13 protein-coding genes and 1 riboswitch are annotated in these 16107 nt (G+C 50.6%); of the genes, 9 read left to right on the forward strand and 4 right to left on the reverse strand.

Annotated features, from left to right (window positions below):
- Positions 1-191: 191 nt before the first annotated feature.
- The 4 genes from ABEA66_RS23230 to ABEA66_RS23245 form a co-directional block, all read right to left on the reverse strand.
- Positions 192-1565, reverse strand: coding sequence for a YcdB/YcdC domain-containing protein (locus tag ABEA66_RS23230; protein ID WP_079908509.1), 1374 nt, complete (start codon positions 1563-1565; stop codon positions 192-194).
- Between the two features lie 205 nt (positions 1566-1770).
- Positions 1771-2304: a DUF1572 family protein gene (locus tag ABEA66_RS23235; protein WP_079908510.1), complete on the reverse strand. Its 534-nt coding sequence runs from the start codon at positions 2302-2304 to the stop codon at positions 1771-1773.
- 104 nt (positions 2305-2408) lie between these two features.
- Positions 2409-2726, reverse strand: a complete 318-nt coding sequence (locus tag ABEA66_RS23240) for an SPW repeat domain-containing protein (RefSeq protein ID WP_079908511.1) — start codon at positions 2724-2726, stop codon at positions 2409-2411.
- 170 nt (positions 2727-2896) lie between these two features.
- Positions 2897-3784: a CAP domain-containing protein gene (locus ABEA66_RS23245; RefSeq protein WP_144027755.1), complete on the reverse strand. Its 888-nt coding sequence runs from the start codon at positions 3782-3784 to the stop codon at positions 2897-2899.
- Positions 3785-3792: 8 nt separating this feature from the next.
- Positions 3793-3927: riboswitch (cyclic di-AMP (ydaO/yuaA leader) on the reverse strand.
- Positions 3928-4304: 377 nt separating this feature from the next.
- On the opposite strand from ABEA66_RS23245, the gene ABEA66_RS23250 reads away from it, so the two are divergent.
- From ABEA66_RS23250 to fdhD, 9 genes are all read left to right on the forward strand, one after another.
- The gene (locus ABEA66_RS23250; RefSeq protein WP_345591234.1) at positions 4305-5897 is read left to right on the forward strand and encodes a response regulator; all 1593 of its coding nucleotides are present in this window, start codon (positions 4305-4307) and stop codon (positions 5895-5897) included.
- Positions 5894-7672 carry a cache domain-containing sensor histidine kinase gene (locus tag ABEA66_RS23255; protein ID WP_345591235.1) on the forward strand — a complete coding sequence of 593 codons (1779 nt, stop codon included), beginning with the start codon at positions 5894-5896 and terminating at the stop codon, positions 7670-7672. The genes ABEA66_RS23250 and ABEA66_RS23255 overlap by 4 nt, the downstream gene beginning before the upstream one ends.
- A gap of 222 nt (positions 7673-7894) precedes the next feature.
- On the forward strand, positions 7895-8755 hold the full coding sequence (locus ABEA66_RS23260; protein ID WP_377741466.1) for an ABC transporter permease: 861 nt from the start codon (positions 7895-7897) through the stop codon (positions 8753-8755).
- Entirely contained in the window at positions 8749-9609 is an 861-nt protein-coding gene (locus ABEA66_RS23265; protein ID WP_345591238.1) for a carbohydrate ABC transporter permease, read from the forward strand. Before ABEA66_RS23260 ends, ABEA66_RS23265 begins: the two co-directional genes overlap by 7 nt.
- Positions 9610-9631: 22 nt before the next feature.
- A complete protein-coding gene (locus ABEA66_RS23270) occupies positions 9632-11188 on the forward strand; it encodes an extracellular solute-binding protein (protein ID WP_345591239.1) in 1557 nt (518 codons plus the stop codon).
- Positions 11189-11260: 72 nt separating this feature from the next.
- Positions 11261-12091: a phytanoyl-CoA dioxygenase family protein gene (locus ABEA66_RS23275; protein WP_345591240.1), complete on the forward strand. Its 831-nt coding sequence runs from the start codon at positions 11261-11263 to the stop codon at positions 12089-12091.
- 180 nt (positions 12092-12271) lie between these two features.
- Positions 12272-12634: a Na-translocating system protein MpsC family protein gene (locus ABEA66_RS23280; protein ID WP_079908518.1), complete on the forward strand. Its 363-nt coding sequence runs from the start codon at positions 12272-12274 to the stop codon at positions 12632-12634.
- Between the two features lie 156 nt (positions 12635-12790).
- Positions 12791-15142 (forward strand): FdhF/YdeP family oxidoreductase, encoded by a 2352-nt coding sequence (locus ABEA66_RS23285; RefSeq protein ID WP_345591244.1) that lies wholly within the window; start codon positions 12791-12793, stop codon positions 15140-15142.
- Between the two features lie 6 nt (positions 15143-15148).
- Positions 15149-15949, forward strand: a complete 801-nt coding sequence (fdhD, locus tag ABEA66_RS23290; RefSeq protein WP_345591246.1) for a formate dehydrogenase accessory sulfurtransferase FdhD — start codon at positions 15149-15151, stop codon at positions 15947-15949.
- Positions 15950-16107 lie beyond the last annotated feature (158 nt).

The raw sequence follows: 16107 nt of genomic DNA on the forward strand, positions 1-16107 counted from the left end.
AGAGAACCAGGATAACACCTACGCTAGTAAATCCGAAACCTACACCACTCATTTGAAATTCTCCTCTCATATGCTTAGTTTTGGAAGGGGGTATTGCTTATTCCCAAAATAAGTATATGTAAGGGGGAGCCCCAGTGCTTGGATCAATGCCCTTACCCGATAAATGGGGCGTCAGTACATTTGGCGGCGGCTCAATAAGTTAAATGGACCCGTTCCCCTGTGACGGCATCGCAAATCGAATCGAAATGCGTCAGTGTGTAGACAAGACACGCTTTAACGGTCTCTTCGGGCGAATGCCTGTCAGCCAGCCGGTAGGACAGCCTGGCCTCGATATGAGGAAATAGCAGCTCCCATGCGGTTTCGGCTACAATCTTAGGCTCACAGCATCCGAGATTGCTTCTTGCTTCTTTATCCGCGTCGCCGCGGCTGGCCTGGAACAGCTTCAAGGCATCCATGACATGAGAGATATTCCAGGTGTCCCGGTCTATAATCAGTCCGATCTTGCCGCCCATGATAGGAATCCCGTGAAGGAAGCGCTGCATCTCGATCTTGATTTGATTTCCCTGCATGCTCTCTACAATTCGGCCGTCCGATTTATGAATAAAAGCGAACTGCCAGGGCTCCTCCGAAACGGATTGCTTGAGATAAGATACGGCGATGTCCAGAGCGCGGGCCGCTTCTTCCTCCGATACAGGCGGGTAGAAGGGATGCGGCGCCGCCAGATCCACGTCCGTGACATGCTCCTCCAGCTTTAACTCATCATAATGTGCCTCGGAAAAGACGGGCTTACGCACGATATGAACCGTTTGATTGCGCTCCGGCAAAGACGTATCCAAATCGATAATTTCGATAAAATCGCTTTTATCCGTATAAACCAACTCCCCCGTTACAGCATCAAATACATCATGCCTGCATAGATAGAAGGGATGATCCGAGGGATGAAACAAATTCAAATAGCAGAGCGTCAGCTGGTCTGGCCCTAGCTGCTCCTTGAATATATCCATAGGGATGTATTCGCTGCTGCCCGCAAATTCGCAATCGTCCCATACGCACCAGTAATGAAGCAGCTCGAAGGAACGGTTCAATGTGATATGAAGAGCCTGCTGAGTGCTAACCGGAATCCCGTTATGCTGCCTGCCATAGACGAAATCATAGCGTTTTTGTCCAATTACCGTCTTATTGCGCAGAACCAGTTCCTCGGGGTTGATTCTTGCATCCAGCTTGCGGATCCATTGAAGCACATGGGGATAGACGGCTTCATATTGAGCATCGCTGAGCTCTTCTTTCGGTTCCTTATTGCTTTCTCTATCGTCATGGCGGTAAAAAGCAACCAGCTGGCCGGTCAGGGCATCCAGCTCGGCCCGAATCGTGTGCGGGTTCACGAGCATATTGTCGTCCAGCCTCGGTTCGCCTTGCTTGTTCCACTCGAGCTCTACCTTATAGTAGGGGGCTTGTTCAGGCGAAGAATTGCGAAAAATGCCGCTGGAAACCAATTCGTGCGTATCGGGGATAGAAATCTGCTCACGAAGCTTCGCAATAGCCTGCTGAACGGTAAGTAGTTTCATTTTGGGCAGCTCTCCTTTTTCTTATTATGTTACATACGGCCTTTTTATTGCATGGTTGCCGAATATAGAAAAAAGCCGCAAATCCCTTGGAATTTGCAGCTTTTACAGCAATTATTTTGATGGACCTGACCGGCTTTCAATTCCGATAATCCCGGCATGTACCGGAATCAGCCTAGAAGCCAAAGGCCAGGCTTATAGGAGCTTTTCACGGCTTGAAGGCTTTGGATTGTCCGCGGGCAGTGCTGAGCGTCTGCCAATGCTCACTGCTCAAGTGCTTGGCTAAAAATACGATTTGGCCGACATGATACCCGTAGTGGGATACTTGACGCTGGATCGCTTTGATGACTGTATGGGCTTCGCCGCGAATGGCAACCTGGCGCAGCAGATCGTCTGGCTTTAACCCGGAAAGCGCATCGAATAATACGCTCCAGCCCTGCTCCCACAGCGCCATCAGCGCAGGACGATCCAAGCCTTTGGGCTCGAATTCGCCGTCCCGGTCTCTTGTAGGCTTTTCCCCGTCGGAAGTCAAGAAATCCGTCCAGCGGGACAGCATATTGCCGTGCATATGAAGAATCATCACTTCAAGAGAGTTCGATTCCTTATCAAGGAGGCAGTGAAATTGGGAATCATCCACTTGCTTCATCGCTTTGTCGGCCAATTGCTTCATGCTTTGAAACGCTTCAATGCTTTCTTGCAGAAAAACCTCGTTTACTGATGGACTTTGCTCCGATTGCGCCATACTCCTCATCTCCTACATTCGAATAGATGCCTATTCTTACGATATACGAAGCGGGGACGATTGTATATCAGAATGTTTTTATAAGGAGTATAACGGAAATTTATTTATTCTTCATTCATCGTATAATAATTCAGCATGACGCTTGTAATGCCAAGTACGACGTAGATGACATATTCCCCCAGGCCCGTTAAGTAAGCGAAGGGAAAAATAACAAACCAAATGCCGGCCAACAGCGAAATCCAATTCAGCCATGAATTCCAGCCCGATGCTTTGAAAATGAAAGCCAGAAGCGACGCGATGAATTGAAGGGAACCAAAGACAACACTGGTGATAACGGCGCTTTCGTGAGTCAAATCAATCCAATGAGGGCCAAAGACAAACAAGAGACCAATCAACGCAGCCAACAAATTTTTAACCGCCATGATTACACCTCCCGAAAATTGAGATAAGCCATCAACACCTCATAAGGGGTCTATTCTATGTATATGCAAGCGGTTTCAAAATGGTTCGGCGCTTGGCAAAAAAAAGATCTCTATGTACGGCAAAGCCCCCGGTGCATGAAGCGCCGAGGGCTGTGAAATCCTAAGAAATATTAGTTCGCGATAAATTCTTGTACCCATTCGCCGTTGTAGTAAGCAACACCGATTTTGGTGTAGTTAGGGCTCATGATGTTTTGACGGTGACCAGCGCTGTTCATCCAAGCGTTCATAACCTCTTCAGGGTTACGTTGGCCTTTGGCGATGTTTTCACCTGCATAGGTGTAGCTGATTCCGTATTGCTTCATCATGTCAAACGGAGAACCGTACGTTGGGGAAGTATGGTCAAAGTAGTTGTTGCTGTACATGTCCTTAGCTTTATCCATGGCCATATTCGCCAATTTGCTGTCGGAAGTCAATGCAGGAAGACCTGCTTTGGCACGCTCTTGGTTCACCAAAGTAACGACTTGGTCCGCGAAGGCGGATTGAGAATCCGTTACAGCTTCTTGGGAACCGCTGTTATTTTCTGTTCCGCTGCCATTGTTCGTAGTGCCGTTCTCGGTAGTTCCGCTGCCATTATCGGTAGTTCCGCTGTTATCTGCAGTACCGCTACCGTTATCGGAGCCGTTATCTACAGTGCCGGAACCGGAGCCGGAGTCCGTATTGCCGGTAGTACCTTGGTCCTGACCTTGACCAGGGTTGCAATTAAAGTTCATGTTAGGGAAGTTTTTCCAGATGATTCCTGCCAGCCCTTGGTTATTACCGGAGCCAATCGTTTGCCATTTTCCTTCTTGACCTTTCAACAAGGAATTCAAATCAATATTTCCTAGATTCTGACCTTGGCCTTGCAGCAAGGAATTCAGATCGATTCCGTACTGTTGAGTGATTTGAGACAAATCGCCAGCAGACACAGTATTCGCCGGTGCGGCGGAAACGGCGCTAACGCCGATGATTGGGCTAAGGGCCAGTACACCTGTCAATACAACTTTCTTGAAACGGTTCAACAACAAAATCCTCTCCTTTTCGCGGCCTGCGAGGTTAGCTGACGGATTCGGGTCAAAGAGCAAGCACCCTGCCGCAAGACGCGGCTTCACCCCATGGAATGGGTCCCCCGTGCTTTCATAGAAAGCTTCGGCCTGATAGTTTTGTTTGTTTGCTCATGCCCGGTTCGTTGTGCATCCTGCCGGGCTCTCTTGAGCCACTTCATTGTAGCACGTGCCTATACAGATTTCACGGCACAAAGTCTTCCAACATTGGGCGATAGAAACAACAGCAGCTTCCTTACGATTGAAGAAAGCCGCTTTGTTTTTATACTGAAGGCCAAAGCAGACAGGCCGCATCTATTAGAAAAAATAGAACTGATATCTTCGAATTTGTCCTGCTTTAATACGTGAAATGAAAGAGTTGCGAAGCTCAACAGCATTTTATACTTTTTTACAAGATTACTGTATAGGTGCTCCGAAATCGATATGCTATGATGAGATCACTATTGGATTGTAAGCGTCTTCTTGGGAGGGATAGCGGATGCATCCATCGCAATTGTTAACCGTGTTAGTGGTAGACGATGAACTGCCGTTAAGAGAGGAGCTTCGGCTCTTTCCATGGCACAACAGCCTTGCCGAGCTTGTAGGGGAAGCGGAAAACGGTGAAGAAGCAATGGAGCTGTGCCGTAAGCTCAGACCCGATGTGGTGATTACAGATATTACGATGCCCGTTATGGATGGTATGGACTTATTTCGGCGGATCAAGCAGGAGTTTCCGCTGACGCAGGTTGTGCTCTTGACCTGTCATAGTGATTTTGCCTATGCCAAGGAAGCATTGAAGCTGGGGGCTTTAGAATATTTGATCAAAGTATCCCTGCTGGATACGGAACTGGAGCATGTGCTGAATAAAGCCCGTGAAGCTATTCAGCGGGAGTACAATTATAGGCGCAATGAAATAGACAGGCAGCGCTGGGAGCTGACAAGACTGTTAAGCAGCACAGGCAAAGAACCAAAACGGGTGGAAGCGATAGATGCCATTTTAAAAAGCTGGGGCGTCTTATGGCCAATAAGGATTATCCGTCTGCATGTCAGTGTCCGGCCGCAGGAGGAAATGTTCGCCCATCATGAGCTCCAGTCTTTGTTAAGTGAGCGGGAGCTTACCGATGACCGTGACAATCCGTGCTGGCGTTGGATAACGCTTGGACCGACGGATTATATATGGATCCAGCGGGCTGCCCCAGAAACAGGGACGACCATACTGCTCTCAACCAGGCAGTGGTTGGAGCGGCTTCAATCCGCCATCGATGTGCGGGCCTCTTATTTAAGTGAAGCCGTAAGCCTCTATGCCGTCATTGGGCCTAGCATTTCATCCGCGGTTGACTTGCTGTCTGCCATTGAGCTTACCAAGCTGCCAGCCGCGGCTGTTTTCTATGATACAGGGGGGGCTGTTTATGAAATGTCAGCGGCTTCAGGAACGATCCGGCCATCCATCAGACGATCGGCTGTAGATGGAACTCTATCCAATGCGTTAAATTTTGAAATGCTGACGGAGCTTATGAGACAGACAGCGGCCGATAAGGCGCTGTTAATCGAATTTTGCCAAGGGCGGCTAACGGAATGGGTGAATCAAGTAAGGCCTGAGCCCGCTGGCTTAAAGTCGTGGCTGATCTCCAACCGGAAAGAATGGATGGGGGAGCGAGATAATGCTCAACAGCAGGAGCTTATCCAGAAGCTGCAAGCATCAAGAACGGCTTCGGAGCTCCTATCGATGGTCATTCGGGAGGTGGAAAACCGGGGGAAGCTGAAGTATCGCAAAGAAGTGGCACAAGCGATACAGCTCATCTCCAATCATATCGCAGAACCGATTACATTAACGTGGGCCGCGGAACGGGTAGGGCTCAGTTCCTTTTACTTAAGCAGATTATTCCGTGAAGAGGTAGGCGAGTCGTTCAATGAATATGTGACGATGAAGCGAATCGACAAAGCCATTCATCTGTTACAAACAACAAGCCTGAAAGTATATGAGGTTGCCGAGCAAGTGGGGATTCCGAGCTATCGCTATTTTTCTGTGCTTTTCCGCAGCCGGACTGGCGTTTCTCCAACGGAATATAAGAAAGGCGGTGCCGGGGAATGAAACGATTGTTGAAATGGTTTCGAAGCAGAAGCATAGCGACGAAGCATTCGTTGTTTCTTTTTAGCGGCACCCTGGTGCTGTTCGGGCTGCTGGCTTGGAACAGTTTACACGATGCGGAGCAGCTGTTCCGGAAGCAGGTGCTGTCCGACGCGCAGGTGATAATTGACCGCACGAACCTTTATATGGACGCCTATCTGGACAATGTTCAAAACATTCTTCTCCTGCTTTCGGCACGGGAGGATCTGTTCGAACCCGGGCAAGAGGAGGAGGCAGTCAATGTGCTGCGCACCTATGCAGCCAATAACAGCACACTGTACAAAACCTTATATTTCGTACGTTCAGACGGCAAAGTGCTGTCCAACACCCAGGTTTATTACGATATTATCGGCAATCCGCATCTTGCTCAGCTCTACGAGCAAGCCCGTAAAAATTACGGCGTCATGATCAGCGAGCCGTATGAATCTCCGTTATCAGGCAAGACGGTCGCCTTCCTATTTCCTATTAGGTCCAAAGCAGGCGATCAATTGAAAGGGATGGCTGTCGTGGAAGTGGATTTAGTGAGGCTAACGACCATGCTATTACAGCTCATGAGCTCCAAGAATCAAACCTTTACGATTATTACGAATAAAAATCACGTGGTTAATACATACGATACGAGCTGGCCGATGTTTTATTATGATCTGCTGCCGTACAATACGAAGGTTTTTCCGCCGGATCTGAACAGCGATTTTATCGAGCAGGTTGGGGATTTGCCTGTAGGTGTGACAGAAATAGACGGAGCAAGAAGTAAGCTTGTCGCTGTCAAGTCCGGGATGAATAAGCTTGGCTGGTACTTTGTTTCTTTTATCGAAGACCGTTATTTTTATCAAAACATCATTAGTTTATACAACAACTATAGGACGGCTGCAGCGGTATGGATTCTGCTGTTGCTGATAAGCTCCTATATCATGAGCCGCTATATTACTTATCCGGTGCGTATGCTTGTAGCCAAAATGGACCGTGTCCGCGATATTGAGGTGCTGCCGAGCATATCCGTTCAACGGGAGGATGAGATCGGGCGGCTGGCCAAGAGTTATAACGCGATGATGGAACGGATCCATGGGCTGCTGGTAGAGACAAAGGAAATGGAGCAGCGCAAGAAACAGTACGAGCTCAAGATGCTGCAAAGCCAGATTGCGCCGCATTTCTTATATAATACACTTGCTTGCATAAGCAGCTTGGCCAAGCAGCAAAAAACCGATGCCGTGCGGGAGACGATTCGTTCTTTGGTCGGCTTATTGTCGTTCAGCTTCGACAAGAGCAGTGAATTCGTGTCGCTGGAGGAAGAGCTGGAAGGACTCCGGATGTATGCTCACATTCAAACGGTGCGTTACGGGGATAAGTTTACCTTTCAAATGCAGATTGCTCCTGAGACGCTGTCTTGCAGCATCTTAAAGCTGACCCTGCAGCCTTTAATGGAAAATGCCATCTTCCATGGCTTAGCTCCGCGGAAGGTCCAGGGGATGATCCGAATCCGCACGGAACTGCGGCGCGGGCGGCTTATTATTTATCTTCGCGACAATGGGGTAGGGATGGATTCCGATCAGCTGGAGAATGTATTCTCCGAACGCAAAAAGGCGCCCAGCAAGCACCGCTTTACCGGCATCGGCATCATGAATGTGCAGGAGCGGATCCAGCTTCATTTCGGGGGACAATTTGGGCTGCGTATCGCCAGCTTGCCTGACGTAGGCACCTTGATTCGGATTGAAATTCCGGCTTATATACATACCAATTAAAGCGTTTGCAAGAATTGAGACAGTTTCGCAGGATCACTGTATAGAACCTCTGAGAACAGGTCGGTATACTTAATTTTGTAGAAGAAAACGCATACAAAATGAAGAGGAGGTGATCCTGTGGAGCGGCAGCTTTCGATAAAAGACGTACAGATGATAAAGCAAAAGGAACAGGGGCTGAAGCTGCTTCGCCGAAGGATATGGGGGTTTCGGGCTTTTTATATCATGCTGCTGCCGGGGGTCCTGTATTACATTGTATTCCGCTATTTTCCGATGTACGGCGTTATTATCGCCTTCAAGGATTTCAATATGCTGGAGGGGATTGTCGGCAGTTCATGGGCGGATCCGTGGTACAAACATTTTCAAACGTTTTTCAACTCGCCATACTTTTCTCAGCTTTTGCTGAACACGACACTCATCAGCCTGTATAAGCTGGTTTTCGGAACGGTACCCCCGATTCTCATGGCGCTGTTACTTAACGAATGCCGGGTGCGCTGGTTCAGGACTGTCGTTCAAACGTTGACGTACATGCCGCATTTTTTATCCTGGGTCATCATTTATGGGGTACTGATTGCTTTATTCTCGCAAAACTCGGGTCTCGTCAACCGCTGGCTAGTGGAATCGGGAGGCAGCTCGATCGGGTTCTTAACCTCTACGGATTATTTCCGGACGATACTGGTCGGCTCTGAAATATGGAAGGACCTTGGCTGGGGAGCCATCATTTATTTGGCGGCGATGACGGCGATCGATCCGACGCTGTATGAAGCTGCAAGAGTGGACGGTGCCGGCAGGCTGAGGATGATATGGCATATTACGATTCCAGGGATTCGCAACGTTATCGTGCTTCTGCTTATTTTAAAGCTCGGTACCATTCTGGATGCAGGCTTCGACCAAATTTATATTTTGTATAACATTCAAGTGTATCAGGTTGCGGATATTTTGGATACCTGGGTGTTCAGAACCGGGCTGCAGCAGCTGAACTTTAGCTTGGGTGCCGCCGTAGGGCTCTTCAAGTCCGTGATCGGCATGATCCTGGTTATCGGCTCCAATCAGCTGTCCAAGAAATGGGGGGAAGGGATATGGTAAAAAGCTTCGAGGATCGCTTCATCAATGTACTGGTGTACATGGTGCTTGGCTTGGCGGGCGCGGCAGCCATATTTCCCCTCATGTATGTTTTCTCGGTATCGATCACCCCTTTTTCAGAGGTGCTTAAGAATGGGGGATTCATTTTACTCCCCAAGTCGGCGACGTTTACCGCCTATGAGAAGCTGCTGACCGAGTCCGCTATTCCTCGCGCATTCTGGGTGACGGTGTACATTACCATAGTAGGAACGGTGATTAATCTTGCGCTGACCATTTTGATGGCTTATCCGCTTAGCCGCAAAATGCTGCCCGGCCGTCAAGTCTTCCTGCTGCTTGTCGTATTCACGATGCTTTTCAGCGGAGGGCTGATCCCGACCTACCTGGTTGTTAAATCGCTAGGCCTGCTGGATTCGGTATGGTCTATGATTTTGCCCAATGCGGTGTGGAGCTTCAACGTGCTTATTATGAAAAGCTTCTTTGAAAACTTGCCTGAGGAGCTGTTCGAATCGGCCCGGATGGACGGGGCAAAAGAATTTCGCATTCTGATGCAGATGGTTGTCCCGTTATCGATTCCTTCACTGCTTACGGTTGGCTTGTTTTACATGGTAGGGCATTGGAATGAATTCTTTCAAGCAATCATGTATGTCACCGACCGCACCTTGTTCCCGCTTCAAGTCATTATCCGCGAGCTGTTGATGCTCACGCAGCAACCGCTTGAAAATGCGGAGAACATGCTGCCTACCGAAACGATGCAGATGGCGTCGGTCGTTATGGCGAGCTTACCTATTATTATCATTTATCCTTTTATTCAAAAGCACTTTACCAAAGGCATGCTGCTCGGTTCCGTCAAAGGTTAATCAAAGATAAAGGAAGAAGGGGATGGCATTGACCAAAACAAGTAAGGCGCTCATTGTTTCCGCAAGTATGATGATTGTCGGCGGCAGCGTTCTGGCTGGATGTAACAGCGGATCTACGGCGAAGCCCGCACAGCAGGCGGCAGGTAAGGATACGCCCGCAGCGGCTTCCTCGGGGAAGCCGGTCAAGCTGGATATTATCGAGAATGCGAATGGCCTGCCTGCTCCCGATCAGGACATCATTAAGCAGGAGCTGGATAAAGTGCTCGGAACGGATCTGAATTTGACGGTATACGCGTCCGGGGACGATTATAAGAATCAGCTCAATGTCCGAATGGCCTCCGCTAATTTCCCCGATTTGTTCATGGTAGACCGTCAGCAGCTGAAGCAGTTTTCCGATCAAGGCCTGCTGCTTGATTTGACGCCGTATATGGATTCGAAGCTGAAAACAGTCAAAGACTTTATAGGGGCAGAAAGCCTGAAAAAAGGGACGATGAACGGCAAAGTATATGCCGTCTCCAAAACGCCTCAAATCCCGTACGATACGTATTTTATCCGTAAGGATTGGCTCGATAAGCTTGGTATGCAGATCCCGAAGACGACCGATGAGCTGTTCGAGGCTGCCAAAGCATTCGTGGAGAAAGATCCGGACAGCAACGGCAAGAAGGACACGATTGGGATCACTGGCGGTAAATTCGGAGCATTCAATACGATCTTCGGCGCTTATGGAATCGGGTTCTCCGAAAATGTCCCGAGCCTCTACGTGAAAGACAATAAGCTGATCAATTCGCTGTACGACCCTGCTATGAAGGAGGCTCTTACGTTCATTAACAAGCTGACGGCATCGGGTGCGGTAGATCCCGAGCTGATGGCGAATTCCGGGCTGCAGCACCAGCAAAAGGCGATCAAAGGGCAGGCGGGGATCATTTATATTGACTGGCCGAATATGACGAAGGATCAGTTCGTAGATCAGATTAAAGCGGTGAATCCGAATGCGAACTGGGTTCAGGTCGATGCGGTGAAAGGGCCTGGAGGCCAGGTGGCTAGCTCATGGGATATCGGGAAAACGGCGGGATTGTTCGCCATACCCAAGACTCTGGAGAAAAATCCGGAGAAGCTGCAGAAGGTATTCGATTTGCTTAACTATGTATCTACCAAGGATACAGGATCTTTGCTCGTGCAATATGGCGTTAAAGGCAAGCATTACAACATGGAGGGCTCGAAGGTCATTCCGACGGATTTGATGAACAAGGAAGGCGGGTACTTCTGGTTGTATCAGTTCACCGGACGGCCGGAAATGGAATATTTGCAGGTCAAGTTCGCCAAGCAGGCTCCTTTTATCGAGTTTGCCAACAAGCAGCCGCGAATTCAGGCGCTGAACGGCTTCGTCGATTATCCGAACGGCTATAATGCCGCAGACGCGAACCGGTATATTGAAGAAGAGCTGGCGAAGTTTATCTATGGCAAACGACCGCTTAGCGAGTATGACAGCTTCCTCAAAACGCTCGAAACGTCGATGAATTATAAAGCCTATATGGATGCGGCGCAGAAGCAGCTTAAGGATCTCGGGTATTTAAAATAGCCATTGGACTGTACGAGGCGGGAGCCCCGCGGCTCCCTTTCGCAAATGATAATAAAAGAGGAGTGTTATTCCATGACTTCGTCGTCCTTAGATTTGCAAGCCCTTGTGAACCAATTCCAGGATCAGGGATACCTGGTACTGCGCAATGTGTTGACACCGGAGAAGGTGGAACGGTTAAATGCGGCCATTGATGGAATCATTGCGCAAGAACCGGAGGCTCTTGCTTATAACATCTATAACAGTGTCGAGCGTCACGAAGAAATCGCATCCTTGATCGACGAGCCGACTTTGCTTCCGCTCATGGTTCAATTACTGGGCCCTAATCTTCAACTGCATATTTCGCATTTGACCATCCGCAAGCCGAATCCGCAGGATGAGAAAACAGCATCGCAAAGCTTCATTAACTGGCATCAGGATGGCCCGCACCCCCAGTTTCCCAAAATCAATGGGGTTACGTCCACCTACTATATTAAAACATGCTATATCCTAAGCGATATGTCCGAGCCTGATCGCGGTAACACCAAGATCATCCCGGGCTCTCATAATCGGCCGTTTCAGCCGGTTTCGCAAAATGTGGACGATATGCTTCAGGAGGAAGTCCAAATCTGCGGCAATCCCGGCGATGTGTTTATTTTTCCGCAAAATTTGTGGCATGCCGGTGCGCCTAACCGTTCCGGCTTTACACGGAGACAGCTGTTTCTAGGCTACAGCCCGATTTGGATGCGACCCATTGATTATCGAACTGCATCGGAAAAACTCTTAAAGGATGCATCGCCAATCCGCAAGCAGCTGCTGGGTGTGATTGATGATAATCCGTTCAAATATTACGTTCCGGACGAATCCATGATCCCTTTAAAGCAGCAATTCAGGGGCGATTCCGGAAAGAGCGAGTATGCTCAGTAATCGTTTCAGGAAGAGCTCTCGTATAGAAGGTAAGAACTCCATTAGGAATCGAAATAGATGAAATGCGGAATCGGCTTCATGCGCTGTAATGGCGGGGAGGCCGATTTTGTATTGGGATTGAACAAAGCCGGCCTCCGTGATAAAATTTGGTTGAAGATAAGTAAATGAGGTTATCCATGTATGAACAAAACCGAAGCGGAATTCAGCAATTTAGTGAAAGCGTTTCGAAAACGCCATATGGGCAAAGGCCCCCGCGAAATCCGCACGACCTTCTGCAAGCATTGGGCGATCTGCGAGATGGACGGCAACCTTTCACCGGTTGAGAAATTTATTGCTTCCGGCACCGACGGCAAGCAGGCTCTGCGGACCGCCCGAACGGAGATGGTGAAGGAAATGTACAAGAACCATCCGCCGGTAGAGATGGAGCAGCTGCTTGGGGCTAAATTTGTGGAGCTGTTCGTCGACATTGATCTGGAAAAAGACTTTGGCATGTCCATTTTCGTTTTTGATCAGGATATTCAAAGCAAATTTGCCGAGAAATAATTTCATATTGTGCCGTTGGCACTTGGCAGCGCACCTGCTTAAGACTAACCGCCGCAGTAGACCTTCCCTTTTTTTATGCATTGTAAAAAGAGGGCTGTCTGCTGCGGTTTTTTCTTTGCCGGAACGCGCATAAACTTGGACAGAGGTGGAGAGTAGATGGGAAGAACGAAGCATAACGGTCCGGTCCGGCTGCCGAAGCAGCCTGATCCGAAGCTGTGGGTCAGCAAGGCGCCGTTCGGGCTTGGGCGGGTAAAGCCGCATCATATTAAGGAAACCTTGAAGATTGCTTGGGAAAATCGCGATCAGCTGCCGTACGCTTACCGGATTTTAACGCAAGGAGTGTGCGACGGATGTGCGCTCGGCGTCTCCGGCTTGTACGACCGGACGCTGGAGGGGCCGCATCTGTGCACGACAAGGCTGAACGTGCTCAGGCTGAACACTATGCCTCCGATTCGGCCTGAGGTGCTTCATCAGGATATCAGCGAGCTGGCTAAGCTCGACAGCACGGCTCTGCGCAAGCTCGGCAGGCTGCCTTATCCGCTTATTCGCCGGAAAGGAGAGACCCGATTCTCCCGAATATCCTGGGATGAGGCGCTAGATACGATTGCCGGCAAAATCAGGGAGATCGACCCCAAGCAGCTTGCCTTCTACTTAACAGCGCGGGGGATTACGAACGAATGCTATTACGCCGCGGCCAAGGTAGCCCGGCTGCTCGGCACAAATAATATCGATAACGCTTCAAGGATATGCCATTCCCCGTCGAAGACGGCTTTGAAGCGGTCCGTAGGCATCGGTGCCTCCAGCTGTAACTATAAGGACTGGATCGGTACCGACGTGCTGGTGTTTTGGGGGAGCGTAGCGGCGAACAACCAGCCTGTCTCGACCAAATATATGTATGCGGCCAAGCGCAAGGGGACGAAAATTATCGTCATCAATCCGTATTATGAGCCTTCCATGGAGCAATATTGGATTCCTTCTATTCCGGAATCGGCCTTGTTTGGAACAAAGCTGGCCGACGACTTCTATCAGGTTCATATCGGAGGGGACATCGCCTTTATGAACGGCGTGATGAAGCATTGGTTCGAGATGGAGGAAGCGCAGCCGGGCAGCGCAATCGACCATGCCTTTGTCCGCGAGCATACGAAGGGGTACGACGAGCTGAGGGCGCATGTAATGAAGCAGGACTGGGCTCTGCTGGAGAAGTCCTCTGGCCTGAGCCGGGAACGAATGCTCGAGTTCGCCCGGCTGCTGTCCGGCGCCCGTTCGGCGGTATTCGTCTGGAGTATGGGGCTGACCCAGCACCGGTTCGGAACGGATAATATATCACAGGTTGCGAATTTGGCTCTGCTCCGAGGGTTTCTCGGCAGAGAACACTGCGGCTTGATGCCGATTCGCGGTCATAGCGGCGTGCAAGGCTCCGGGGAGATGGGGGCAGACCCGTTCAGCTTGCCGGGCGGTGATTACAAAGCAGGGGACGTAGAGCGTATCGAACGTCTGTGGGGCTTTGAGCTGCCAAAGTGGCAGGGGGATATCGTGGGCGTTTCGTTGGAGAATGCGCTTCTGCCGGAGGATCACGAGCGTAGACTCAAAGTATTCTACACGTCCGGCGGTAATTTCCTGGAGACGATGCCGGACCCGGAGTTTATAAGGCGGTGCCTGGAGCAGATCGATATCCGCGTCCATCAGGATATCGTGCTGAATACGTCCACGCTCGCGGAGGCGCGTGAAGCGGTTATTGTGCTTCCGGCGATGACCCGGTACGAGCAGCCGGGAGGAGGCACGTCCACCTCAACGGAACGGATGGTCTATTTCTCTCCCGAGATCGACGGGCCGAGAATAGGAGAAGTGCGCGCCGAATGGGCGATCTATGCCGAGCTTGCGGCCCGGGTGGACCCGCAGCACCAGCAGAAGGTGGGCTTTGCCACAGCGCAGCAGATCCGGGAGGAGATCGCCAGGGCGGTGCCCTACTATGACGGCATCCAGCATCTGGCGAACCGGGGGGACGTCTTCCAATGGGGCGGAGCCTGGCTGTGCGAGGACGGGATTTGTCCGACACCGGACGGCCGCGGGCAGCTGATCCCGATTGAGCTGCCGGAGCTTCGCAAGCCCGAAGGGCATTTCATGGTGACGACACGCCGCGGCAAGCAGTTTAATTCGATGATCTATAGCGAGACGGATCCGTTCAACAACGCAGACCGCTATGATGTGCTTATGAACGAGGAGGACGCCGGAAGTATCGGCCTGCGGGCAGGAGACGCCGTCGTGGTCTATAACCGCCATGGGCTGATGCACGGGCGATGCAAGCCGATACCCATCCGGAGGGGTAATATCGAGGTACATTGGCCTGAGGGCAACAGCCTGATCCCCAAAGGGGTCTATGAGCCTCATGCAGGGATACCGGAATACAATATTGCGGCCGTGGTCGAGAAAGCGGAGACGTATCATGCCTTTAAGGATACCCGGTATGTGGAGAAACGGATTGCGGAGCTGGAGACGGAAATGGAGTGACGGAGCATGGAGAAATCGGTGACGGCGGGCTGGAAGATATTGAAGTATGATGGAGGCCGGCTGCAGGAGCGGGAGGACGAGGTGGCTGCGGAGTATCCTCTGACGGTCAGGGTGGACGGCGAGGAATTCGCAACGATCGTCTGCTCTCCCTCCGACCTGGACGATATGGTTGTCGGATTTCTGGCTTCCGAAGGGATGATCCGGTCGGTGGAGGAGATCCGCAGGCTGTCCTTGGACGCGGACCGCGGCTTTGCCGATGTGGAGCTTGCAGCTCCCCAAAATACGGGCAAGGATTGGTACAACAAACGATTTATCGGCTCCTGCTGCGGCAAAAGCCGTCAGTTTTATTTCCATAACGATGCCAGGACGGCCAAAACGATAACTTCCCGAATGACCGTCAAGGCGGAGCAATGTCTTGCATTAATGCGCGAGCTTCAGCAATGCTCCTCCGACTTTCGCAGCACGGGCGGCGTCCATAATGCGGCACTTGCCAGCACGGAGGAGCTGCTGGTCGTCCGCTCCGACATCGGGCGGCACAACGCCTTGGATAAAATTTATGGTCACTGCCTGCAGCACCGAATTCCTCTGAAAGGCAAGGTGCTCGTGTTCAGCGGACGCGTCTCGTCCGAGGTACTGCTGAAGACCGCCAAGATCGGGGTGGGCGTTCTGTTATCCAAATCGGCTCCGACGCAGCTTGCCCTTCAGCTCGCGGATGATCTGGGAATTACGGTGGTCGGCTTCATCCGCGGCGATTCTTTTAATGTTTATACGCATCACGAAAGGCTGGAGCGGCCGGAACCCCAGTAGCCGCATGGCTTGCTGGGAATCGGTCAAAAGCCCGATAACGGCCCGGTTTTTGCTCTAATTTGGATAAATACTGAGATAGAGATTATTGTGGATAGCGGTATCCGTTGCTATGATATACCGGAATGAAAGAGGCATTGCTCTGTAATTACATTGTATTA

The organism is Paenibacillus vulneris, from assembly GCF_039543185.1.
GTDB lineage: Bacteria > Bacillota > Bacilli > Paenibacillales > NBRC-103111 > Paenibacillus_S > Paenibacillus_S vulneris.